Consider the following 20139-nt stretch of genomic DNA (forward strand, 5'->3'; position numbering starts at 1 on the left):
TATGAAGTGATCCTGTATCCTTTGTTATTCTTGATTGACGCAGGCGTTAAAAGCGCGAAATTCAGGATGCACAAAGCCTTCAGCTCCCTGAATTATTGGGATCTGAATATGAAGTTGGAATTAGGTAAGAATAGGGCTAGTAGCAGGCACTCTCTGATAACCCAAATGGGTACATTTAAACTTCACGGAACTTAATGAGCCTGCCATGACTTTAAAACTGGTTTCAAAATACTTCACATTCTGAAGCCAGTTTTTAGGGTCTATTTTTAACCGCTCAAGAATAGGCGGAAGTGATTGGTCAATAGCGCCGCGCTTGTCGTTTCTTAAAATGCGACCCGTCCAATCTAATAACTCTAAATAGTCGGTGAGTTTAAAAGGAAGGCCGGTAGGCATGGGTTCACGCGGGTTCCCGATGAACATCAATAAAACGTTAGGCTGGGTTAGATTTAAGGCGTCTGGTTTGGTACGTTTCGCTGCGTCGATCCGTTTTTTAGCTGAGGTGTGTTCAGAGGTTTCTGGGCTTTCAGCCATTTTCGCTCGAATAGGGTTAAGATCAACATAAGCCAAGCAGGCCGCTAGGGCTTTGTCGTCCAATAGCGCTTGCGATTTGAATCGTCCTTCCCAGAATTTGCCAGTACAAACATCTTCGCGGTTGGCTTCACGGGCAATGTGTTCATTCAGCACTTTCATGAACCAGCTGATGTTCCCCAATCGTTCACGCCATAGCTCAGCCACTTGGTTCACCACGTAAAGCTCCGCCTCACAAAGATCGTCACCGCGAACATAGCGATTAACTATGAGATTGCCCCTAAACAACTGAGACCAACGCTCAAGCACCTTAAAATCAGTTAGTTGCGCCTGCTCAGAACTGTTGATGAACAAAACCACATGATAATGATTAGACATAACCGCATAAGCACACACATCAATGCAAATCACTTGGCCGAGCGCTAAGATCTTCTGCTCAACCCAGCTTCGACGGTGCTCATAGCTTACTTGCGTGTAGGGGTCGAACCCACACAGAAAGGCTCGACGAACACAGCGAGACGCGCAGTGATAATAGGGTGTAGCGTCAACGGCGATCTGACACTTCCTTGGTTTTGGCATAATCGAATCCTTGAATATGCAATGTAAGCTGTATATGTAACCAGTTGTCGGTGTGGGCGTCAAGGGTTAGAGTGTGTGTCCTGTTAAGTTCCTCGTTAATTCTATTGCTGCTCTAACCAACTTGCTAATGGCTCCCAGTACATTTTATGCCAGCCTCCGTTTAGGTGTTCAGCTGAACCTTCTGGGCACCCTGTATGATTCAATGTAATGGTGCATTCTCCGTTAGCTTCAGAAAACTCTAGCTTAACAATTGAATATGTATTTTCAGGCCAATTTGCTGGGCGCCATGCTTGTACGATGAGTGCGTTAGGCTGTATGTCGATAAATCGTCCTTCAATTTTGCCGCCATGCACACTGAAGGGTTCTCCGGCTTTAGGCGTTATCTTTGCGCCGTCATTGGTAAAGGCTGCATGTTTTTCTGGGTTTATGTAGGCATCAAATACGTCGCTTAGCGATGCTTTAAAAGTGACTTCTTGAGTGAATGCTGTTGTCATGTGGGGCTCCTAGTGATTAATACAGTTAACCAAATGGTTAAGTATTGTCAGGATAGTCGATGCAATCAGTATTTGCAATACTAAACTAAATGGTTAATCATTGAGGAATGCAAAAAAATACCGTATTACCCAAAAATGATGACCTCGATCTAGTGTTCAAAGCGCTGGCAGACCCAACACGTAGGCACTTTATTGAAGTGCTGAAGCAAGCAGACGCAACCGTTGGCGAGCTAGCCGAGCCTTTGGCTATGTCACTTCCGGCAGCCTCAAAGCACATTAGTGTATTAACGTCAGCAGGGCTGGTCTCTAAAACTAAGGTTGGCCGAGTATATCGTTGCCACTTCCAGCCAGAAGCGATGCTGACGGCAAATGAATGGCTTGAGCAGAATAGAGAGGCTTGGAATGATCGCTTAGACGCGCTTTCGGATTTTCTTGAATCAAACACTAATGAGGCCACATGACAAACACCAGTTTAGCATTAGTCGTTAAGAAAACCTTGGCGGCATCACCAGAACGGGTTTTTAATGCCTGGACTCATAAAGAAGCGCTGAAAAAGTGGTGGGGCCCTAAAGGGGTGACATGCCATGAAGCCGATATAGACTTACGCGTAGGTGGCAAATACCAAATAGGTAATACACTGCCAGATGGGAATGTTGTATGGATACGTGGGCAGTTCGTGGCGATTGAAACCAACAAAAAGCTCGTTTATACCTGGGGAACTGACGCTGAAAACTCAGACCTAGAGCGGGTAACCGTGAAGTTTAAGCCAATGGGCGAAACCACAGAAGTTACCGTTATTCATGAAAAAATCGCCACACAAGCTTTGTTGGAGCAGCACACCCAAGGTTGGGAGGGTTGTTTGGCTGGGTTGGCAGGTTATGAGTTTGAGAGTGCTTAGATTTGTGATGTAGAGACGAACCTTTTCGCCTACTTTTCTTGGCGAATTTTTGTTTTTTAAGTTGAAATGGCTTTTCCCTTAAAAGTGAATTTTGTAGGTAGATATTACTCGGCTTTCACTGCTCGTTGTATTCAATATAACCGAGATGGCTAAGGTTTCAGTAATGCATTGAATTGAACAAGTTCCTTTTTGGTGATATGGTCAAAAAATTGTTGAAAAAAATAATTAAACAGTAATAAGCGCTAAAACAAAACGATATTACCTCTCTATTAGGAGTAATGAAGTCCGTGAAAAGAATATTATTAGTTGTTGGTTTAATCGTACTTATAGGTTGTGCACCCGAAACAGACAAGTCAAATAAAAATACCTCGATTGATTGCACAAATCCTTCTGATACAAATGGCTATGTGTTAGGCGTAGATACCATTATTAATAGCCACTCAGCTGGTCTAAACGCCAGTCATCCACTTGATATGGGTTTATATGTTGGAGTTTCATTTCAGGGTTTTGAGGAAAGTGAAATTGAAACAGCAAAATTATACTATCCAAACAATTTAGAATCTTCTGCTCCTTATTTAGTTACTTCTCATTCTTATGGAACTCAAATTCATTTCTATAACGCATTCTTCGAATCATATTCTAAAACTAACGGTCTTCGTATAGCCCCAATGACTGGATATTGTGTTCAAATAGTGCTGACTAATGGTATTACTTTTGCTAAAAAGTTTGACCTTGAACGTCCAGATGGATCTACTCCAATTATCGGTGAAATGCTTGTGCATTTTGATGATTTCGATTCAATTACTTCTGGTGGCGATTATACTCGTGGATTGGCACTTCCAAGTCTAAGCTCAGCGAGTATAACGGAAACTGAGTTAACTTTTTCGATGAATATTAACGACAGTCGAACGACGGAATACGCAATTAATATCCGTGACTCTGATGGATATCTAATCGCTGAGTACTTCACAGATGATGCATTAAATATAAAAAATGATGGGCAAAAGAATTATGTCATTAATTTTGGAAATATAGATACCGATTTATCGCCGGCTGAATTGGTTCTTAGATCAAACTATATGTTTGTAATGACATACGATACAGGAAACATAGGCGACAGCTACAACCCATCTTGGTCTGAAATAAAGGCTACTTCAAAAGCAATATTTTTCAAATGAATAGAGAGGTTGTAAAAATCAACACCGAATAGACTTTCAAATTGAATGTAAAAAACGCCTAGCTTGGCATTTTTTGTAGCCCGAGAAAATTTACAGACCTATTTCCTCTTTGAATTAGAACATTCTCCAAAGTCGTTGAGTATTATGATGAACATGCGGTTAAACCGCCCTAGCTAAATTAAATTGGCCGCTAGGGCTTAATCGTCTAATAAAGCTTGGGATTTGAATCCCTGGTTAGCATCCAGTTTCCAGAACATACCAATATAAGCATTTTCACGATTCGCCTCACGAGCAATATGTTCATTCAGCACCTTCATGAACCAGCTGATGTTGCCTAGCCATGACGGTGTTCGTTGTTTATGTTCGAAAAGCCACTTTCTCTATATCGTATTCATTTCAGCCAATTAACGGGACAATTCTTATGTAGCTGCCCCATGTTGGCTTTACCGAATTTTTTGACCCCGATTTTATTTCAGGGTCTGAGCTAATGGGTTAGTTCAGCTGTCCTGATTATTTACCAACCACTCGCGTGATTTGCGTAAGTATTGCAGGCTCTAGTATCAATGACTTTGCGGTAGCTAATGTTTTCAATGAAACAGATCTTACATCAGCCGTAACGGGCGTTGAAGTCGCTCCACCTTGTTCCATAACCTTGAATATCAATTCATCGTCAGCCGTCCAAATGATATCCGTACTTACCCATTTTAAAGCGGAATTATCAAACCCAGGTTTAGCAGAGAAAACTCCTTCACTTATTGGAGCATCGTACGAATCATAAAGTTTACTTAAGTTGTGATTATCTGCTGTTTCAATGTTGTATGCCCACAAGTCTGTGTGATCACTATTTTCTATATCAAGCGCCCAGTACAACTGCCATTGCCCTGTTGGAGAACGCTCTATATTTGTTTCAAGGTTGGTTGGAATGTTCGTCCCGGTCGTGTCTCTATTTACGATGTTTTGGACTACAGACGCGGCGATTGCTTCTTCGTTCGTTTGGTTTGTATTTGCAGTATTTACATGAAGTAAATTATCTTTCGAATCGGCTGCGGAGTCAGAGCTTAACACCGATATGGAACTGTTGTTTGTATTCCAGTTCCAATTGTCGATGTCATAATTTACAGTGCCTTCTAACCATTCAATATTAGTGGTTACAACGTTATTGGGCGACCATGTTGCAAATCGCCAATAGCCTGATGAAGCGTTGTCAGGAACGTTCGAATGAGTAGAGCTTAGTCCCAGTAACCGACCATCAGGTGACCATTCATATTTAGACGTTGATGTACTAGCTGTATTAATCGGTAAATCCAATATAGATTGATCAACGCCATTAAAGTAATACATAACAGAAGAGTCTGTAAAAACTATCTGAGTGGCAACATAGGGTGAAAAGGAGGTTATGCCGGGGGCTGCAATCGGGCTGTTTATTTTTTGAGTAGTATCAGAACTCGGGCGCCAGTTAAATAGGTCATAAGTGTAGGGGGTTGAAGATGGGTCTGATGTGACTGTTGTTGAGCCGATAAAAAACAATTGGTTAGTGGCCCATTTCGCACTTCCTACTTTTATCGAAGTGAGCGCATTGTCTGCGGAGCTATTGTCCACTAATGTTGAAATAGCCGAGTCTGCAGTCGGGTCAAAAATAGAGGCAGATGTGGTTGTTAAAAGTGACGCAAATGGTTTCTCCTCTAAAAATGTATTGTTGTCACTCCAAGTCAATGTGTCAAAAAATACTGATGTTTCGTTTGGGGTAATATCAACGTTCGTTAAACTGTTTGTATCAACCCAATACAGCTTATCTAGCGAAGTATCGCTACTATGAGGCGCTTCAATGGCCAATACTGTACTATCGTTACTCCAGTAACTCGCCACGGCATTTTGATCTCTGTTTTCAAAGCCCATCTTAACCTTATGATTGATGCCCGTTTCAGAATCATATAAGTTTGCTTGCCAGACTGAGTTATTAAATTGTTGTGTATAGAATACAAAACGACCATTAGGCGAAATGTCGATTATGTGGTTAGAACTTGCACGAGAGTCCGCACTTTTTAGGTTAATCTGCTTTGCACTATAAGTTCCGGTTAAATAGAGGGGGCTCGTATTCGGCGTTTGTATTTCAGCGGTTCCACCATCAATAATTACAAAAGGCTCGGCTTTAATCTCGACGGTAATAGACTTTGTTGTAGTGTTGCCAACTTCATCAGTGACTGTAGAGGTTAGCTTCGTTGTTTGGTTGGGTGCAACGTCTAGGTTAAAGTTAAATAGGGCATGCTCATTGCTACTTTCAGATAGTGTTACGCCAGCCATATCACTCTTCCAAGTGACTTCTAAATCATCTAACTGGGTAATGTCATCATCAATAATAGAGTTTACTCGGAAAGTTGATCCTGGGAATGCCGTAATTGCAGGTGTTTGCAGTAGTAGGCTCGGTGCGTTTTTATCAGCACTCTGGTCTGGCAGCTTTACGCATGCCGATAACGTAAGTGCAGCAACCGCACTCCATAGCAGTTTATTCATCCTAATCTCCTTGGATGTAGTAGATTTATATCTTATAACTTGAATTAATATTGAATGGAAAGTTGGCCCGATATAGCCGAAAAAGAATCAGAAAGTGGCGCAAGTTGGCCGGCCACCACAAATGACATACGTTGGTTTATTGGAACTTCTATCTTTGCTAAGAATTCTGCTGAAAGGGCTAGTGTACTCGGAGTCGCTATCGCTTTGAGGACAGAGCCATTTTTTTGCCATTGAAACTGGTTCGATACAAAACTCATAGACCCTTGAATGCCTGCCCCAAGCCATATTTTTTTGTCACCCATGATTAAATCGTGCTCTAAAACACCAGAAACACCAGCAGACATGAAGTTGCCACCAAACATACCTTCTTCTGCGGTTGGTACCGTTGGAATATAATTAAGTTGCAAGGCAGTCGTTGCGCGTAAGTGTTGTTCGACCAGAAGTGGCACACTGAAACCGCCAGCAAGAGATAATAAAGGGCCTGTTTCAAATGAGTCTGTACTGATCGAAGCGTAACCAACTCCAGCAGTCACGAACGTCTGTTTTGCATCCCATTCTGCTGCATAGCAAACGTGAGTGAAAAGCAGTGCGCAAAGACAGATTAAATTAGAAGTTTTCATAATTTCCTTTAGGTGCATCAAAAGTCCATTTATATCGAAGAATCCTGCCTTTATTTCGGGCAACTAGCAATGTTGTGTGGCTGAAAATGAGAACGAGTGCAATAAATTATTGAATTGAGAGTAAGCTTAAAGTTGACTGAGAAATATTCTTTGCCATAGGAGTTTAGTTAAATCAAAGGTGTTTATGACCTACTTAGGCTTTGGTTTTATCGGCTCGGTGGTATTTGGCGTGTCATTTTCGTGGGTTGTCCAATACATTAGCCTTTGATAGCTCTACCTTCGCTCTCTGATTTCCTGTAAAATGCGCTCCCTTTGATTTTTTCGCTAAACCGATGTTTGTTGTGAGCGGTTTAGCCTGTAGCGGGAGCTAACGTGGAAGTAAACCCAATTCGAGAGCTGATTAAAGACCTAGACGCACGTACCGATGTGCTTCGGGGGTACCTTTGACTACGCCATTAAGAAAGAGCGCCTAGACGAAGTAGAACGCGAACTCGCCCAACCTGAAGTGTGGAACAAGCCTGAACGTGCGCAAGCACTGGGGCAAGAGCGATCTTCATTAGAGCATGTTGTGCAGACCATTGATAATCTAGATTCTGGCTTAGCCGATGCTTCCGATTTATTGGAAATGGCGGTTGAAGAAGAAGATGTCGATTCTGTTGCTGAGGTCGAAGCTGAATTAGCCGATTTAAAGCAGCAGCTTGAAGTGCTTGAGTTCCGCCGTATGTTCAGTGGCGAAATGGACGAAAACAACGCTTACCTAGATATTCAGGCAGGCTCGGGCGGAACAGAAGCGCAAGATTGGGCGGAAATGCTGCTGCGTATGTATTTGCGTTGGGGTGAAGAAAAGGGCTTTAAAACCGAGTTGATGGAAGCATCGGCCGGTGATGTAGCGGGTATTAAATCGGCTACGATTCGCTTTGAAGGCGAATACGCCTTTGGTTGGTTACGTACTGAAACCGGGGTTCACCGTTTGGTGCGCAAGTCTCCATTCGATTCAGGTAACCGTCGCCATACTTCATTCAGCTCAGTGTTCGTTTCTCCTGAGATAGACGATAACGTTGAAATTGAGATAAACCCGGCCGATTTACGCATCGATGTTTACCGTGCCTCAGGGGCAGGTGGTCAGCACGTTAACCGAACAGAGTCGGCGGTGCGTATTACCCATAACCCAACGGGTATTGTTACTCAGTGTCAAAATGATCGATCTCAGCACAAGAACAAAGACCAAGCGATGAAGCAGCTTAAAGCCAAGCTGTATGAGCATGAAATGAGCATTCGTAACGAAGCCGCTCAACTAGTAGAAGACAATAAGTCTGATATTGGTTGGGGGAGCCAAATTCGTTCTTACGTGCTAGATGATTCGCGCATTAAAGATTTAAGAACCGGCGTAGAGAACCGCAATACCCAGAGTGTATTAGACGGTAACTTAGACGCTTTTATCGAAGCCTCATTAAAAAAAGGGCTATAAAGCTAAATTCATTTTTAGCGCGGTGGATGAGTTTAACGAACTGGCTACTTGAGTAAGAAGGACGCTGTAAACCCGTCCGTGGGCGCTCAAAGACGACGTCCATGTCGTCAAATGCCTTCTAACTCAAGCATCCAATCCGTTTTTAATACGGTGGCAATTGGCTACTTGAGTAAGAAGGACGCTGTGAACCCGTCCGTGGGCGCTCAAAGACGACATCCATGTCGTCTCATGCCTTCTAACTCAAGCACCCAATCCGTTTCAGAATGTGGCACAATTGACTGTGTTATAGAAAAATTAAAGCAGTTAAGTAAGTTTTAAAAGTAATACTGAATTAAGAAGGGTGGTGGGTTGTTTTAAAAAGACGTGAGATCACATGGATGTGATCTTCGAGCGCCCATGGATGGGTTTACAGCGTTCTTTTTAAAACAACCCACCACCTTTCGAACAGAACAACCGAATAACCGAACAACCAAAGAAACAAACCAACCAATAACGTGGAAATGAACTATGAGCGATAACCCAGTAGACAACAATTTGCCAAATGCTTCAGAAGATAATCATATTATTACTGAACGAAAACAGAAGTTGGCAGAATTGCAGGAAAAACGGGGTATTGCGTTTCCTAATGACTTCCGAGTTGAGCACAAAGCGGGTGACTTACAAGCCGCTTATGGCGAGTTGGAAAAAGAAGAAATTGAGAGCAAAGAGCTTAATATTGCAATTGCGGGCCGTGTTATGCGCCGCGGTGGGCCATTTGTAGGCATTCGTGATGTTACTGGCAGCATTCAGTTTTATTTAGGCAAGCCACTGCAAAAAGAAAGTGACGACTGGAAGTTGTTAGACATAGGCGATGTTGTTGGTGTTAAAGGTAAGTTGTGTAAATCGGGTAAAGGCGAGTTGTACGTTAACGTTGAAAGCCTTGACGATGTGCGCATTCTGACTAAATCATTGCGCCCATTGCCTGATAAATTCCATGGCTTGGCCGATCAAGAAGCTAAGTACCGTCAGCGCTATGTTGATCTAATCGTCAGCCAAGAAACGCGTAACGTGTTTGAAGTGCGTTCTAAAGTGATTAGTGGTATTCGTAACTACCTAACAGAACGTTCGTTCATGGAAGTTGAAACGCCCATGTTGCAGGTGATTCCGGGCGGGGCAACGGCACGTCCATTCATTACTCACCACAATGCTATGGATCGTGACTTATATTTGCGTATTGCACCTGAGCTTTACTTAAAGCGTTTGGTTGTGGGTGGCTTTGAGCGCGTATTCGAAATTAACCGTTCTTACCGTAATGAAGGTGTTTCTACGCGTCATAACCCAGAGTTCACTATGCTTGAGTGGTACCAAGCTTACGCTAACTACCACGACTTAATGGACACCACCGAAGAAATGTTACGTGAAGTAGCCACTAATGTACTGGGCACTACTGAAATACATTACCAAGGCCGCGATTACGATTTTGCTAAGCCGTTTGAGCGTTTATCGATGTTTGATTCAATATTGAAGTACAACAGCGATTTAACCGCAGACAACATTAATACCCTAGAAGCTGCAACAGCGACCGCTCAAAAGCTAGGCATTCATGTTAAAGATTCTTGGGGCTTAGGTAAGGTTCAAACTGAAATCTTTGAAGAAACAGTAGAAGAGAAGTTGTTTGACCCTGTGTTCATTACTGATTACCCAGCCGAAATCTCTCCATTGGCGCGTCGTAACGATGAAAACCCTGAAATCACCGATCGATTCGAGTTTTTCTTAGGTGGCCGTGAAATCGCTAATGGTTTCTCAGAGCTTAACGACCCAATCGACCAAGCTGAGCGTTTCCAAGCGCAAGTGGCCGAAAAAGAGTCGGGCGATGACGAAGCCATGTTCTATGATGCCGACTACATCAATGCATTAGAGTACGGTATGCCGCCTACGGCCGGTGAAGGTATCGGTATTGACCGTTTAGTTATGTTCTTAACCGACTCACCTTCGATTAAAGATGTCATTTTGTTCCCGCACATGAAGCCAAAAGCCGATTAATTGGGCGAAAGGTTTTATATTAGCCAAGCGATTGCTTGGCTTTTTTATGGATGTTCAAAAATGCCGCGAAGGTATGGCGTAGCAGATGTTTTTGTTTTTGCACAATTTTGAACGTTCAGAAGCTGAAAAGCACTCAGACTGTGCAGTAATTTTCCAAATTTGGTCAAGAAATTACAATCTGTAACAATATTGTTATTAGAAAATATTGCCTAGAAAAATTAAACACTGTAGGCGAAATATCCCCAGCGATAATTCTAAGTCAAATAGTAGGTCGATTTGATAGGATTTTCTGAAGGCATGTTAAAAAGCACTATAAAAATCCTTTAAGTTATTGAATTCATAGGGTTTTTATTTGCTGGTTAAAAATTGATCAGTTTGTAACGTTGCGTCTATTATGCACCCTAGATGACAATTCTAATTGATTACTAACAGACTTATCCACAGAAATTGTGGACACTGTTTGCAAAGTCAAGCGCCGTGCGGTTTGCAAACCTATTGACCTAAAGTGACAATTTATCGGCGTAAAAATAATTATAAAAATTGTCGCTTCTGCGTAGGATTTGGCACGGAAAAAAACCTCTAAGCCCCCTTGAGTTGATCAAAATACAGTCACTTTCGACCTTAGTCTTAAAGACTAAATGCGTATAGCTTAAGCCGATGTTTCGCTTTTAAATCATTGTTTAAAACGCCCGAAACAATAAAAGCAACAATTAGGAGCGAACGCATGAGTTATAAAAATGTGCATTTGGCCGCGACATCAAACCCTGATCAGTTTTGGTTAGAACAAGCCAAGCAAATTGCTTGGTTTAAGAAGCCCAGTCTTGGTTATCAACAAAACAGCGATGGAAGTGACAGTTGGTTTGCCGATGGTGAGCTGAATACGGCCTATTTAGCTTTAGATGCTCACGTTGAAGCCGGACGCGGTCAACAAACGGCATTGATTTATGATTCACCTTTAACGAAAACAAAGAAACAATACAGTTACCAGCAGCTATTAGATGAAGTGGCACAGTGTGCCGGTATGCTAACAAACTACGGTGTGCAAAAAGGCGATCGGGTGTTGGTGTACCTGCCTATGATTCCACAAGCGGTGATTGCCATGTTGGCTTGTGCTCGCATAGGGGCTATACACTCAGTCGTATTTGGTGGTTTTGCGGCTAAAGAGTTGGCGGTGCGGTTAGATGACGCAACGCCGAAGTTATTGTTAACCGCCACCGGAGGCCTTGAGCCGAATAAAACAATCGATTATCAGCCACTCATTCAAGAAGCACTTGATCTTGCTCAGCATCAGCCAAGCGCGGTACTTATTTGGTCGCGACCAGAAATCCCACTCACCGCTGCATTTGATCTTTGGCAAGATGCCTTGCAGCAAGCCTCACCGGCAAGTTTTGTCAGGCTAAAATCTACGGATCCACTTTATATACTTTATACATCGGGTACGACCGGTACTCCTAAAGGCGTAGTGAGAGATAACGGCGGGCATGCCGTTGCAATGGCATATTCAATGAGCGCTTTGTATAACTGCCATGTAGGTGATGTTTATTGGGCCGCTTCAGATGTTGGTTGGGTGGTAGGTCATTCGTATATTGTGTACGCGCCGTTAATTAAAGGGTGTACTACGGTTTTGTATGAAGGCAAACCTGTTGGCACGCCCGATGCTGGCGCGTTCTGGCGTGTGTGTGAAGAGTATAACGTTAAGCTGCTGTTTGCCGCACCCACCGCCTTTAGAGCTATTAAAAAAGCCGATCCAGAGGGCCAGTTGGTATCGAAATTTAACTTAGCATCTCTAAATACCATTTTTATGGCGGGCGAACGGTTAGACCCGGCCACCTTAGCCTGGACTCAACAACATACGAACAAGCTTGTGGTTGATCATTGGTGGCAAACAGAAACCGGTTGGGCTATTGCTGGCAATCCATTAGGGATAGAGCCGTTTCCGGTAAAGCCTGGCAGTTCAAGCTTGCCTTTGCCTGGCTATAAAGTAGAGATACTCAATCATGTCGGGCAGCCATGCCAGGCCATGGAGCAAGGTTTTATTGCCTTAAAGCGCCCATTACCCCCAGGTTGCTTGCAAACAATCTGGAAAAACTCCGCACGTTTTGAATCTTCTTATTTAACCCAATTTCCAGGCTACTATGCCTCGGGCGATGGGGGTTATTTAGATGAAGAAGGCTATTTGTTTGTAATGGGTCGCATAGATGATGTGATAAATGTGGCTGGGCATCGATTGTCGACTGGTGAAATGGAAGCCGTTTTAAGTGAGCATCCTTCAGTGGCTGAGTGCGCTGTGATAGGGGTTCAAGATGAACTCAAAGGGCAAGTGCCATTAGCGCTGGTGGTGTTAAAAGACGGAGTCTATACCTGCGCTCAAACGCTAGAGCATGAGCTCATTGCACAAATTCGGGCCGAAATTGGCGCCATTGCTTGTTTAAAACAAGCCCATATTGTTGACCGGCTTCCCAAAACGCGTTCCGGGAAAATACTGCGCGCAACGTTGAGAAAAGTGGCCAATAAGGAAGCTTATTCAGTGCCCTCTACCATTGATGATCCTGCCATTCTTGAGGAAATCAAACATCAGCTAACTGACGCAAGCGCGTAAACCTTATAAACACCGTTTGGCACTCAATTGGTGACATTTGATTCAGCTAGAGTTCATGCTACTAGGGTTAATCTTTCTGCAATGTTACGAAGGAGACCAGCCATGAGTGTCAAACATACCCTTGCAGCGATTGCGATGAGCGCAATAGCAGCTGCAACTTTTGCCGATTCTGATCGCTATGACGATGATTATAAAAAGGCTAAAAAGCTACGCTATAACAACAGCCATACTATTTATGTAGAAGGGCGAGTGATCAGTGCAACCCCAATATATGATACCTACTGGTACTACCGCTCACGTGGTGACAGTCATCGCTCCGATCGTTACGATGAAGTGTGTCGTATTCGCGATGTAGAAGTGTATCGAGAATCACGAAGTACAGGTGGCAACCCAGCCGCGGGGGCCATTATTGGTGGCGCTATTGGCGCACACGTGGGTAATTCCGCTGGACATAGCCGAGACTCTGCCGTAATTGGTGCAATTGCCGGTGGGGTTATAGGCAGCGTCATTGGCAGTGAGGCCAGCCGAGGTCGAGAAACAACGGTTCACTACCGAGTAGAACGCGATTGCGATACTCGCTATCGACAAGAGTATCGTGAACTAATAGGCTATGACGTTCGCTACCGATATAATGGTCGTGAATTTACCATGCAAACGCAGCAGCATCCTGGCCGATACGTTCAATTGAAAGTGGAGGTGCAGCCTACTGCGCGTTAGTTTTCGTATTTAGGGGCTGCAATGAAAAAAATGATTCTAGGGGTGTTTTTATCGATGTGGGTGTCTTGGGTCGCGGCTAGCGACGACTGGCCCGATACACACCCCTGTACCCACGAACCCATTCCGCTCACCTCAGAAAACCAAGTGGTGGCTGCGGTTGAATGTATTTATCAGGGGCGTGTGGCTAAAGTGACTAAAAAAACAGGGTCTAACCCAAGCTGGTATTACCAGTTGCGGGTGTTAGATTCCGGTGGGCGTATCAAGGAAGTAGATATTCATCCCCAAACAGGGTTACCTATAAATAAAGCAGAAAGGGAGGCCGTGTATGAGGCTCTTAATCGTCGAGGATGAAACAGGCTTACGCGAGCATTTGCACGCAGGATTTAAAAAGGAAGGCTTTGCCGTAGATGCCAGCGGCGATGGCAAAGAAGGGTTGTTCTTTGGTTTAGAAACTGATTACGACGCAGCGATCATAGACATTGGTTTGCCCAGTTTAGATGGTTTAGAGCTGATTAAAAAACTTCGTGAAAATGATAAAAATTACCCAGTAATTGTGCTCACCGCGCGAGGGCACTGGAAAGATAAAGTAGAAGGCTTAGAGTCTGGAGCCGATGATTACCTGGCTAAGCCCTTTGTTTTTGATGAGTTATTGGCCCGAGTAAAAGCTCTAGTTCGCCGCAGCGTCGGTATGTCGAGCGCGACATTACAATTAGGTGATTATCAGTTAGATACTTCTGCAAAAGCCGTGTCGGTAGCTGGGCAGCAAGTAGAGTTAACGAGCTATGAATACAATACACTTGAGTACTTGATGACCCACAAAGACAAGGTGGTGTCTAAAACTGAGCTAACTGCACATTTATATGAACAAGATTATGATCGAGACAGCAATGTCATTGAAGTGTTTGTAAGAAGGTTGCGTAAAAAGCTCGATCCTAAAGGTGATCGTAATCCCATTGTTACTCAGCGTGGGCAAGGTTATCGTTTTAATCAAGGCGAAAACGCTTAGCGCCTATGTCTGCAAAACAACCGTTATCGTTAACAAAGCGCCTGATCGGCTCGGCGGCGTTTTTTATCCTCTTTTTTCTAGGTATAACCGGCTTTGCGCTCGATCGTGCTTTTGTGCAGAGCCAAACTGCAGCACAAGCCGAGCGTTTGTTTATTAGAACGTTTAGCCTGTTGTCTTTGGCTGAATTAGAAGATCAAACACTCAGATTACCAAGAATGCTCCGCGAAGAGCGTTTTAACAGCCCAGAATCAGGGTTAATCGGTTTGGTATTAAATGCTCAGCGCCAATCAGTATGGGAAAGCCTTTCTAGCGAATGGTTTACCGAGGGCGATTGGGTGCGTAGCCAACCCAACCTTAATCCTGGTGATGAGCAGTTTGGGCAACACCGTGGGTTTGTTTATCAGCGCAACGGCTTTGTTTGGGAAGATTCTAATAATCAAGATCGTTATTTTGAGTTTTGGGTATTAGAAGATGCCACGCCTTTAAACGAATCAATCGCAACATACCGCCAACAATTATGGGGTGGATTAGTGGCTGCTTCTGTTGCTTTACTTTTGGTGCTGTCACTAATAACAAAATGGGGCTTAGCGCCGCTGCATTTGTTGGCTGCGCAGCTAACCAAAATAAGACAAGGCGATGCGGATGAATTAACCGGGCGGTACCCAAGTGAATTGACCCCGCTAACCGATAGCTTGAATCAGTTGCTGAGCGCCGAGCAAGGCCAGCGTGAACGGTATCGCAAAGCCATGGGCGATTTAGCGCACAGTTTAAAAACACCCTTGGCCGTGATGAAAACAGTGCAATGCGATGATCAAACAACCTTGAACGAGCAAGTAGATCGAATGAGTCAAATAGTGCGTTACCAATTACAACGCTCTGTGACCGACGCGCGGCAAGGCCCAGTGTTGGGGCAAACGTGCGATTTAATGGCCGCATTAGAACGCTTAGGCCGTGCACTTGATAAAGCCTTTTTAGAAGAAGATAAAGTGCTCGATTTACCGCAAACGGATCGACCATTGCTCTTGTCAATGGACAATAATGATGTCTTAGAAATTTTGGGGAACTTGATTGAAAATGCCTTTAAATATGGCCGTTCGGTTATAAGTGTCGACATTGACGACGATGAAAAATCAGAGCAAGTATGGGTGCATATCGATGACGATGGTAAAGGCGTCGCGCCTGAAGCCACAGCCCATATCATGCAACGGGGAAAACGTTTAGATACCTTACAGCCTGGGCAAGGCATAGGTTTAGCCATGACTCTGGACATTCTGCAAAGCTACAACGCAGCCATTGAAATAACCACTAGCCCGTTTGGTGGCGCTCGGTTTTCAGTGCAGTTGCCAAAGGCGCATCATTAAACCGCTAAATTAGTGGCGATTTTTGCCCAGTAAAACCAAAAACCAAAGAGTGTGATAGCCAATAAAAATAACAAGTGAATGCGTTTAGGGTCGCTTTTACGACGAGATCGGAAAGGTGAGCAAAACAACGCCGCTAATGTAAATAACGTACAAACGCCCAAAGCCCAAGGTAACCTATTTACCCATTTTTCTAGCCAGTATTCACGCAATTCTAATTCATGATAGCGGGCAATAATGGTGCTTTGTTCCGGAGCGGCCAGCCAAATGATGACTTGCCATGCAATTAAGCTGAGCCACGCTAAAGAAGCCAATACTCGGATGGTTAAAACCAGTTTGTCTTGATGGTACCGCCGTTCTTTCAAAAAATATCTCGCTTACAGTATTAAAGTATGGCCATTATCCGAGAGCCATTGTTTATCTTTTTTATAAGTTGGGTGAATGGCTTCTACTTGCTGCCAAAATAAAGCCGAGTGGTTTAAATGCTTTAAATGACTCACCTCATGAGCAATAAGATAATCGATTACTGACTCAGGTGCCATGAGAATTAACCAGTTATATTGGATACGGCCTTGTGCTGTGCAATGCCCCCATTTGGTTTTGGTTCGCCGAAATCGAATGTCAGTGAGCTTATGTTGCCAACCTTGCTGGGTGACAAGATCGATGGTTTTATTGTGTAAAACAGACTTAGCCTTGGTGAGATAAAAATCGGCTAAAATGGCGTGGGTTGAAGCTTTATCTGAGTTCTGGTTGAAAATCTGAATCGCTTCGGGGGTGTCACGCCAGCCCGTTTTCGTACTTTGAATGATATGCAGGGGTTTTTGAACACCCATAAAGGGTAAATAGTTCAGTTGACTGAAATCTGGCTGCTCAAGCTTAAGTTGGGCCTGTTCGTTGAGAGTTTTTGTCAGCCAAGCCTGTTTGGAATGAACAAAATCCGTTAATTCGTTAATAGATACATGCTTGGGCGCTCTTAGCTCAATACTCTGCTCTTTAACGTACAAGCCAATGGTTTTGCGTTTAGAGCGAACCAGTTTAATTGGGTGCTGTTGCCAGTTTAAAGCGGTCATTGAATAAGCGAGCTGGGTGGCATAGTCTGTTTGGTGATCGGGTCGAGTAGGTGTTCAAGCCCTTCGCTTCTTAACAATAAAGCTAAGGCAAGCAGTTCGCCTAATCGACCATTAGGGAAACCCTTGGTTTGGAACCACAGCAAGTACTCTTCAGGCAGTTTGATTAACTTGCGCCCTTGATATTTGCCAAAGGGCATTGAGGTGTGGGCCAGTTCAATTAAATCGTTAGGTTCGAGGTTCATGAAATCGTAGTCTTATGTCTAAAGGTAATGAAATACCGCCGCTTCTAAAAAAGCAGGCAGAGCAATCACTCGCTAAATTTGTGGATCAAGCGCCAAAGGGTAAGGTATTCATTGCCACTTTTAAAGGTGCGCGTGTGCTTATTCAAGAACAGGTGCCACACCCTAAAAATGCCAAGCCATTAAACCTGCCTTATGCACTATTAGATTACACCGATCAGGGCTGGCAGTTATTGTTTCGAGGCACTAGCGGCCAGTGGCAGTTAATGCCAGGCGATCTACCCAGTGCTCATATTGAAGAAAAGCTTGAGCAGATACGGGTAGACGCGCTTGGGGTGTTTTAACGTTAAGCTTTTTGCTGCCAATACGAACTAATCATGGCTAAGCCGTGGTCTAGTGATTCCACATCGGTTCCAAAATTTAACCGCACATTTAATGGGTTGCCAAAAAACACGCCTTCGCTCGGCATTACACCGGCTTTAATAAAATGAGGCGCTAACGGTGTTTTTAGATCTGTACTTTCAATCCAAGCTAAAAAGGTTGCTGCTTGAGGCTTAAATGACAGCCCCTCAAGGTTATTGATAACGTCTGCGACTCGTTTCTGATTGTTTTTTAAATGCGTTAATAGGGCTTTATGCCAATCGTGGCACTCAGTAAAAGCCACTTCGGCCGCTAGCATGCCGGCAAAATTAGGATCAGGCATGATTCCGTTAGCTCGTGCTTGCCATGCGCGGCGCATACTGGCATTCGGAATAATAGCAAATGAGCAACCAAACCCAGCAACATTAAATGTTTTGCTGGCCGCCATCAGTGTAACGCTTTGGTCTTTTATGGCCTTTATAGAACTGACCGGTACATGAAGTGTGCCATCTAGAATTAGATCGCAATGAATCTCATCGCTACACAAAACTACCTCGTATTGCTGACACAATTGCGCCAATTTATGAATGTCTTCAGCGCTTAATACAGCGCCATGGGGGTTCATTGGGTTGCACAACAAAAACAAATGACAATCAGGGTGGCTGAGTTCTGTTTCGAGTGTTTGCCAATCCCATTGCCATTGAGCGTTTTGCCAAGTAACTGGGAGTTCTACCGATTCGCAGCCCTGTAGCTTAGCGGCTTGCAACATTGGTGGATAATTTGGTGTTTGTACAATGACGCGTCCTTTTTTGCCATATACCTCGCAGGCTAAATTAAAGCTTGGCACTACGCCAGGCATCCAAACGATCCACTCTGGGTCTATGCTCCAGTTGTATTGCTTTGCACACCAGTTCACTACCGATTCATTGAGCGAAGCCCAAGGATGAGCATAACCATAAACTGGGTGATTCATCCGTTCTACTAAGGCATTTTGTATCGGCTCTGGGGAAGCAAGGTCCATGTCGGCCACCCACATGGGGAATAAGCTTTGATGTTTGTACTTTTCCCATTTTATCGCGTGAGTATTTTCGCGATTTACCTTAGAAAACATGAATCACCTCTCTATTCAGCGGCTTAGGCTGTTATAATATGTCGTTTTTAAATTGTGCGGATTATAAAAATGGACAGTGTGACAGAACGTTTCGGTGGAACGCAACGTTTGTTTGGCATAGAGCCGACCTTATGGCTTACCCAAGGTAAATTTGTGGTAGTCGGTATTGGTGGTGTTGGCAGTTGGGCTGCAGAAGCGCTTGCTCGTACGGCTGTAGGGCATATTGTTTTGATCGATCTCGATGATATCTGTGTGAGCAATACGAATCGCCAAATTCACGCGCTTTCTGGTAATGTCGGCAAAATGAAAGTCGATGCTATGGCCGACCGTATTCGGTTAATTAACCCTGAGTGCCAAGTCGATGCTATACACAGCTTTATTACGCCAGAGAATATTTCCGATTTGATTACAAGTGATGTAAATGGCGTCATTGATGCCATCGACAGTTTAAAGCCAAAAGCGGCATTAATTGCGCATTGTCGGCGTCAAAAAATTAATTTAGTCATGACCGGCGGAGCCGGTGGGCAAACAGACCCGACCCGCATTCAGGTCGATGATTTAAGCCGCACCTATCAAGACCCATTAGCGGCCAAAACGCGTAACTATTTGAGAAGAAATTACGGCTTTCCAAAAGCAGACAAAGGTAAATTCGGGGTCGATTGTGTGTATTCTACCGAAGCACTCGTTTATCCTCAGGCTAATGGCACTGTGTGTGCTGCAAAGCCAGGTGCAGGTAACAGCACTCGGTTAGATTGCGCTACCGGATTTGGCGCATCTATGATGGTAACAGCCACATTCGGCATGACAGCCGCCGCACGTGTGATTGATAAATATATAGCAAAGCAACAACGTAACAAGGAGGCTTAATGTGATTGACCCCATTTTAAAGGTTTTTAAAGCACTGAATTCAGATGTTGGCCCTTGGCAGCTTTCATTTGCTGTCGCATTAGGTTTGGTTATTGGCTTAACGCCACTTTGGTCTGTTCATAATATTATTGTATTACTCTTGGCTTTTATTTTACGCGTTCATATATCTACCTTTTTTGTGTTTTGGGCCGTATTTTCTGGCTTAGCCTATTTACTCGACCCTTGGTTCCACCAATTAGGGAGCGCTTGGTTAACCGCACCCAATTTAACGCCAATGTGGACTCAACTGTATCAATCACAGTGGTGGCAAGTGGCTCACTTTAATCACACCATTACGCTCGGTAGCCTAGCGGTTTCTTTAGCTGCGTTTTTCCCGGTAGCGGTACTGTTTCGCCTAAGTGTGGTCAAATATCGAGCATCCATGATGCCTTGGGTGAACAAGTTGAAGGTAGTCCAGGTACTCAAAGGCAGTAAATTGTACGAACTTTATAGTCGCGCAGGGTAAGAGGGTAAA

The 20139-nt window shown here is 44.0% G+C and carries 25 protein-coding genes; 15 read left to right on the forward strand and 10 right to left on the reverse strand.

Features of this window, described 5'->3' with window-relative positions:
• Positions 1-120: 120 nt before the first annotated feature.
• Together QWZ13_RS09685 and QWZ13_RS09690 are read right to left on the reverse strand one after the other, a co-directional pair.
• Positions 121-1170 carry a transposase gene (locus QWZ13_RS09685; RefSeq protein WP_290281598.1) on the reverse strand — a complete coding sequence of 350 codons (1050 nt, stop codon included), beginning with the start codon at positions 1168-1170 and terminating at the stop codon, positions 121-123.
• 38 nt (positions 1171-1208) lie between these two features.
• Complete coding sequence (locus QWZ13_RS09690) at positions 1209-1601, reverse strand: SRPBCC family protein (protein WP_290281599.1); 393 nt, start codon at positions 1599-1601, stop codon at positions 1209-1211.
• Positions 1602-1708: 107 nt separating this feature from the next.
• Between QWZ13_RS09690 and QWZ13_RS09695 the strand changes: the two genes are divergently transcribed.
• The 4 genes from QWZ13_RS09695 (at position 1709) to QWZ13_RS09710 (ending at position 3677) form a co-directional block, all read left to right on the forward strand.
• Positions 1709-2062 (forward strand): ArsR/SmtB family transcription factor, encoded by a 354-nt coding sequence (locus QWZ13_RS09695; RefSeq protein WP_290281600.1) that lies wholly within the window; start codon positions 1709-1711, stop codon positions 2060-2062.
• Positions 2059-2499: an SRPBCC family protein gene (locus tag QWZ13_RS09700; RefSeq protein ID WP_290281601.1), complete on the forward strand. Its 441-nt coding sequence runs from the start codon at positions 2059-2061 to the stop codon at positions 2497-2499. The genes QWZ13_RS09695 and QWZ13_RS09700 overlap by 4 nt, the downstream gene beginning before the upstream one ends.
• A 702-nt stretch (positions 2500-3201) precedes the next feature.
• Complete coding sequence (locus QWZ13_RS09705; protein WP_290281602.1) at positions 3202-3348, forward strand: hypothetical protein; 147 nt, start codon at positions 3202-3204, stop codon at positions 3346-3348.
• Positions 3330-3677 (forward strand): hypothetical protein, encoded by a 348-nt coding sequence (locus tag QWZ13_RS09710; RefSeq protein WP_290281603.1) that lies wholly within the window; start codon positions 3330-3332, stop codon positions 3675-3677. The genes QWZ13_RS09705 and QWZ13_RS09710 overlap by 19 nt, the downstream gene beginning before the upstream one ends.
• Positions 3678-4187: 510 nt before the next feature.
• Here QWZ13_RS09710 and QWZ13_RS09715 read toward each other — a convergent pair.
• Positions 4188-6188, reverse strand: coding sequence for a hypothetical protein (locus tag QWZ13_RS09715; protein WP_290281604.1), 2001 nt, complete (start codon positions 6186-6188; stop codon positions 4188-4190).
• A 44-nt stretch (positions 6189-6232) separates the two neighbouring features.
• Positions 6233-6871, reverse strand: a complete 639-nt coding sequence (locus QWZ13_RS09720) for a hypothetical protein (RefSeq protein ID WP_290281605.1) — start codon at positions 6869-6871, stop codon at positions 6233-6235.
• A 309-nt stretch (positions 6872-7180) separates the two neighbouring features.
• Here QWZ13_RS09720 and prfB point away from each other — a divergent pair.
• A protein-coding gene (gene prfB / locus QWZ13_RS09725) for a peptide chain release factor 2 (protein WP_215999281.1) occupies positions 7181-8276 on the forward strand; the annotation gives its coding sequence in 2 pieces (ribosomal slippage) (positions 7181-7252 and positions 7254-8276; 1095 coding nt in all).
• Positions 8277-8324: 48 nt separating this feature from the next.
• Complete coding sequence (locus QWZ13_RS09730) at positions 8325-8594, forward strand: hypothetical protein (RefSeq protein ID WP_290281606.1); 270 nt, start codon at positions 8325-8327, stop codon at positions 8592-8594.
• Between the two features lie 35 nt (positions 8595-8629).
• Here QWZ13_RS09730 and QWZ13_RS09735 read toward each other — a convergent pair whose 3' ends face one another.
• Positions 8630-8806 (reverse strand): hypothetical protein, encoded by a 177-nt coding sequence (locus QWZ13_RS09735; protein WP_290281607.1) that lies wholly within the window; start codon positions 8804-8806, stop codon positions 8630-8632.
• Between QWZ13_RS09735 and lysS the strand changes: the two genes are divergently transcribed.
• Positions 8784-10298: a lysine--tRNA ligase gene (lysS, locus tag QWZ13_RS09740; RefSeq protein WP_215999282.1), complete on the forward strand. Its 1515-nt coding sequence runs from the start codon at positions 8784-8786 to the stop codon at positions 10296-10298. The genes QWZ13_RS09735 and lysS overlap by 23 nt on opposite strands.
• A gap of 44 nt (positions 10299-10342) precedes the next feature.
• On the opposite strand, the gene QWZ13_RS09745 is transcribed toward lysS, so the two are convergent.
• A complete protein-coding gene (locus QWZ13_RS09745) occupies positions 10343-10465 on the reverse strand; it encodes a hypothetical protein (protein WP_290281608.1) in 123 nt (40 codons plus the stop codon).
• A 557-nt stretch (positions 10466-11022) separates the two neighbouring features.
• On the opposite strand from QWZ13_RS09745, the gene QWZ13_RS09750 reads away from it, so the two are divergent.
• The 5 genes from QWZ13_RS09750 to QWZ13_RS09770 are packed head-to-tail and all read left to right on the forward strand — an operon-like array spanning position 11023 to position 15981.
• Entirely contained in the window at positions 11023-12897 is a 1875-nt protein-coding gene (locus tag QWZ13_RS09750; protein ID WP_290281609.1) for an AMP-binding protein, read from the forward strand.
• Between the two features lie 30 nt (positions 12898-12927).
• Positions 12928-13614 (forward strand): glycine zipper 2TM domain-containing protein, encoded by a 687-nt coding sequence (locus QWZ13_RS09755; RefSeq protein ID WP_290281610.1) that lies wholly within the window; start codon positions 12928-12930, stop codon positions 13612-13614.
• 21 nt (positions 13615-13635) lie between these two features.
• Positions 13636-13965 (forward strand): PepSY domain-containing protein, encoded by a 330-nt coding sequence (locus tag QWZ13_RS09760; RefSeq protein ID WP_215999285.1) that lies wholly within the window; start codon positions 13636-13638, stop codon positions 13963-13965.
• Entirely contained in the window at positions 13940-14620 is a 681-nt protein-coding gene (locus QWZ13_RS09765; RefSeq protein ID WP_290281611.1) for a response regulator transcription factor, read from the forward strand. The genes QWZ13_RS09760 and QWZ13_RS09765 overlap by 26 nt, the downstream gene beginning before the upstream one ends.
• 5 nt (positions 14621-14625) lie before the next feature.
• Complete coding sequence (locus tag QWZ13_RS09770) at positions 14626-15981, forward strand: ATP-binding protein (protein ID WP_290281612.1); 1356 nt, start codon at positions 14626-14628, stop codon at positions 15979-15981.
• On the opposite strand, the gene QWZ13_RS09775 is transcribed toward QWZ13_RS09770, so the two are convergent.
• The 3 genes from QWZ13_RS09775 to QWZ13_RS09785 are packed head-to-tail and all read right to left on the reverse strand — an operon-like array spanning position 15978 to position 17290.
• Positions 15978-16343 carry a hypothetical protein gene (locus QWZ13_RS09775; RefSeq protein ID WP_215999288.1) on the reverse strand — a complete coding sequence of 122 codons (366 nt, stop codon included), beginning with the start codon at positions 16341-16343 and terminating at the stop codon, positions 15978-15980. The two genes, QWZ13_RS09770 and QWZ13_RS09775, sit on opposite strands and share 4 nt — an antisense overlap.
• A gap of 12 nt (positions 16344-16355) precedes the next feature.
• The gene (locus QWZ13_RS09780; protein ID WP_290281613.1) at positions 16356-17048 is read right to left on the reverse strand and encodes a M48 family metallopeptidase; all 693 of its coding nucleotides are present in this window, start codon (positions 17046-17048) and stop codon (positions 16356-16358) included.
• Positions 17045-17290, reverse strand: coding sequence for a DUF3820 family protein (locus QWZ13_RS09785; protein ID WP_215999290.1), 246 nt, complete (start codon positions 17288-17290; stop codon positions 17045-17047). The genes QWZ13_RS09780 and QWZ13_RS09785 overlap by 4 nt, the downstream gene beginning before the upstream one ends.
• Positions 17291-17304: 14 nt before the next feature.
• Here QWZ13_RS09785 and QWZ13_RS09790 point away from each other — a divergent pair, with 14 nt between their 5' ends.
• On the forward strand, positions 17305-17631 hold the full coding sequence (locus QWZ13_RS09790; protein WP_290281614.1) for a DUF3024 domain-containing protein: 327 nt from the start codon (positions 17305-17307) through the stop codon (positions 17629-17631).
• Positions 17632-17633: 2 nt separating this feature from the next.
• Here QWZ13_RS09790 and QWZ13_RS09795 read toward each other — a convergent pair whose 3' ends face one another.
• Entirely contained in the window at positions 17634-18758 is a 1125-nt protein-coding gene (locus tag QWZ13_RS09795) for a MalY/PatB family protein (RefSeq protein WP_290281615.1), read from the reverse strand.
• A gap of 108 nt (positions 18759-18866) precedes the next feature.
• Here QWZ13_RS09795 and tcdA point away from each other — a divergent pair, with 108 nt between their 5' ends.
• Both tcdA and QWZ13_RS09805 read left to right on the forward strand, forming a co-directional pair.
• The gene (gene tcdA, locus QWZ13_RS09800; protein ID WP_290283328.1) at positions 18867-19625 is read left to right on the forward strand and encodes a tRNA cyclic N6-threonylcarbamoyladenosine(37) synthase TcdA; all 759 of its coding nucleotides are present in this window, start codon (positions 18867-18869) and stop codon (positions 19623-19625) included.
• A 1-nt stretch (position 19626) separates the two neighbouring features.
• The gene (locus tag QWZ13_RS09805) at positions 19627-20130 is read left to right on the forward strand and encodes a DUF2062 domain-containing protein (RefSeq protein WP_290281616.1); all 504 of its coding nucleotides are present in this window, start codon (positions 19627-19629) and stop codon (positions 20128-20130) included.
• Positions 20131-20139: the final 9 nt, after the last annotated feature.

This window comes from Reinekea marina, from assembly GCF_030409715.1.
GTDB classification, from domain to species: Bacteria; Pseudomonadota; Gammaproteobacteria; order Pseudomonadales; family Natronospirillaceae; genus Reinekea; species Reinekea marina.

Bases quoted from the DNA above. Each gene is read 5' to 3' on its own strand.
- QWZ13_RS09695 (WP_290281600.1), top strand. From the start codon at position 1,709: ATGCAAAAAAATACCGTATTACCCAAAAATGATGACCTCGATCTAGTG.
- QWZ13_RS09780 (WP_290281613.1), bottom strand. From the start codon at position 17,048: ATGACCGCTTTAAACTGGCAACAGCACCCAATTAAACTGGTTCGCTCT.
- QWZ13_RS09750 (WP_290281609.1), top strand. From the start codon at position 11,023: ATGAGTTATAAAAATGTGCATTTGGCCGCGACATCAAACCCTGATCAG.
- QWZ13_RS09795 (WP_290281615.1), bottom strand. From the start codon at position 18,758: ATGTTTTCTAAGGTAAATCGCGAAAATACTCACGCGATAAAATGGGAA.
- QWZ13_RS09705 (WP_290281602.1), top strand. From the start codon at position 3,202: ATGGTATTACTTTTGCTAAAAAGTTTGACCTTGAACGTCCAGATGGAT.
- QWZ13_RS09770 (WP_290281612.1), top strand. From the start codon at position 14,626: ATGTCTGCAAAACAACCGTTATCGTTAACAAAGCGCCTGATCGGCTCG.
- QWZ13_RS09785 (WP_215999290.1), bottom strand. From the start codon at position 17,290: ATGAACCTCGAACCTAACGATTTAATTGAACTGGCCCACACCTCAATG.
- QWZ13_RS09715 (WP_290281604.1), bottom strand. From the start codon at position 6,188: ATGAATAAACTGCTATGGAGTGCGGTTGCTGCACTTACGTTATCGGCA.
- QWZ13_RS09760 (WP_215999285.1), top strand. From the start codon at position 13,636: ATGAAAAAAATGATTCTAGGGGTGTTTTTATCGATGTGGGTGTCTTGG.
- QWZ13_RS09790 (WP_290281614.1), top strand. From the start codon at position 17,305: ATGTCTAAAGGTAATGAAATACCGCCGCTTCTAAAAAAGCAGGCAGAG.
- QWZ13_RS09700 (WP_290281601.1), top strand. From the start codon at position 2,059: ATGACAAACACCAGTTTAGCATTAGTCGTTAAGAAAACCTTGGCGGCA.
- QWZ13_RS09765 (WP_290281611.1), top strand. From the start codon at position 13,940: ATGAGGCTCTTAATCGTCGAGGATGAAACAGGCTTACGCGAGCATTTG.
- lysS (WP_215999282.1), top strand. From the start codon at position 8,784: ATGAGCGATAACCCAGTAGACAACAATTTGCCAAATGCTTCAGAAGAT.
- QWZ13_RS09690 (WP_290281599.1), bottom strand. From the start codon at position 1,601: ATGACAACAGCATTCACTCAAGAAGTCACTTTTAAAGCATCGCTAAGC.